The sequence below is a fragment of the Streptomyces yokosukanensis genome (assembly GCF_001514035.1).
Classification (GTDB): domain Bacteria; phylum Actinomycetota; class Actinomycetes; order Streptomycetales; family Streptomycetaceae; genus Streptomyces; species Streptomyces yokosukanensis.
In genome coordinates, this window is the sequence record NZ_KQ948280.1 from 1 (window position 1) to 673 (window position 673).

A 673-nucleotide genomic window follows, 5' to 3' on the forward strand; every position below is an offset into this window, starting at 1 on the left:
GCGTTGTTGGTTGCTGATGAGGCTGGTCGTGCGGTTGCGTCGGTGGAGTCGCTGATGCTGCGTCCGGCCTCGGCCGGCCAGGTGGGTGCGGCTGGTGCCGGGCATGTGGAGTCGTTGTTCCGGGTGGAGTGGCTGCCTGCGCCGGTGGTTCCTGCTTCTGCTTCTGGTCTGCGGTGGGCGGTGCTGGGCGGTCGTGATGCGATCGGTCTGGCGGGTTCGGGTGCTGAGGTTGCCGAGTATGCGGATGTGGCTGCGTTGGTCGCGGCGCTTGACGCGGGTGTGCCTCTTCCGGATGCGGTGTTCGTCCTGCCGACGGCGGCCAGGAGGGTGCCGAGACCGCGGGGTCGGTGCACGCGGCGGTGAACAGGGCTCTGGTGGTGGTTCAGGAGTGGCTGGCTGAGGACCGGTTCGCGGGGACGCGGTTGGTGTGGGTGACGGCTGGTGCGGTGGCGGTTGAGGCCGGTGCCGGTGTGGTGGATCTGCCGGGTAGTGCGGTGCGGGGTCTGTTGCGTTCGGCGCAGTCGGAGAATCCGGGCCAGTTGGTGATGGTGGATCTGGCTGCTGGTGTGGATGTGGCGTCGGTGGCGGTGCTTCCTGCGGCGTTGGCGGTGGGTGAGCCGGAGTTGGCGGTGCGTGGTGGTGTGGTGAGCGTGCCGCGCCTGGTCCGCGTACC

General features: G+C 69.2%; 2 protein-coding genes. Both read left to right on the plus strand.

The annotated features are described in order from the left end of the window. A partial coding sequence (locus AQI95_RS48635) for a hypothetical protein (protein ID WP_208614437.1) occupies positions 1–363 on the plus strand: 363 nt, incomplete at its 5' end. An 11-nt stretch (positions 364–374) separates the two neighbouring features. Next, positions 375–673 (plus strand): SpnB-like Rossmann fold domain-containing protein (locus AQI95_RS44145; protein WP_208614438.1); only part of this gene is annotated, 299 nt, incomplete at its 3' end.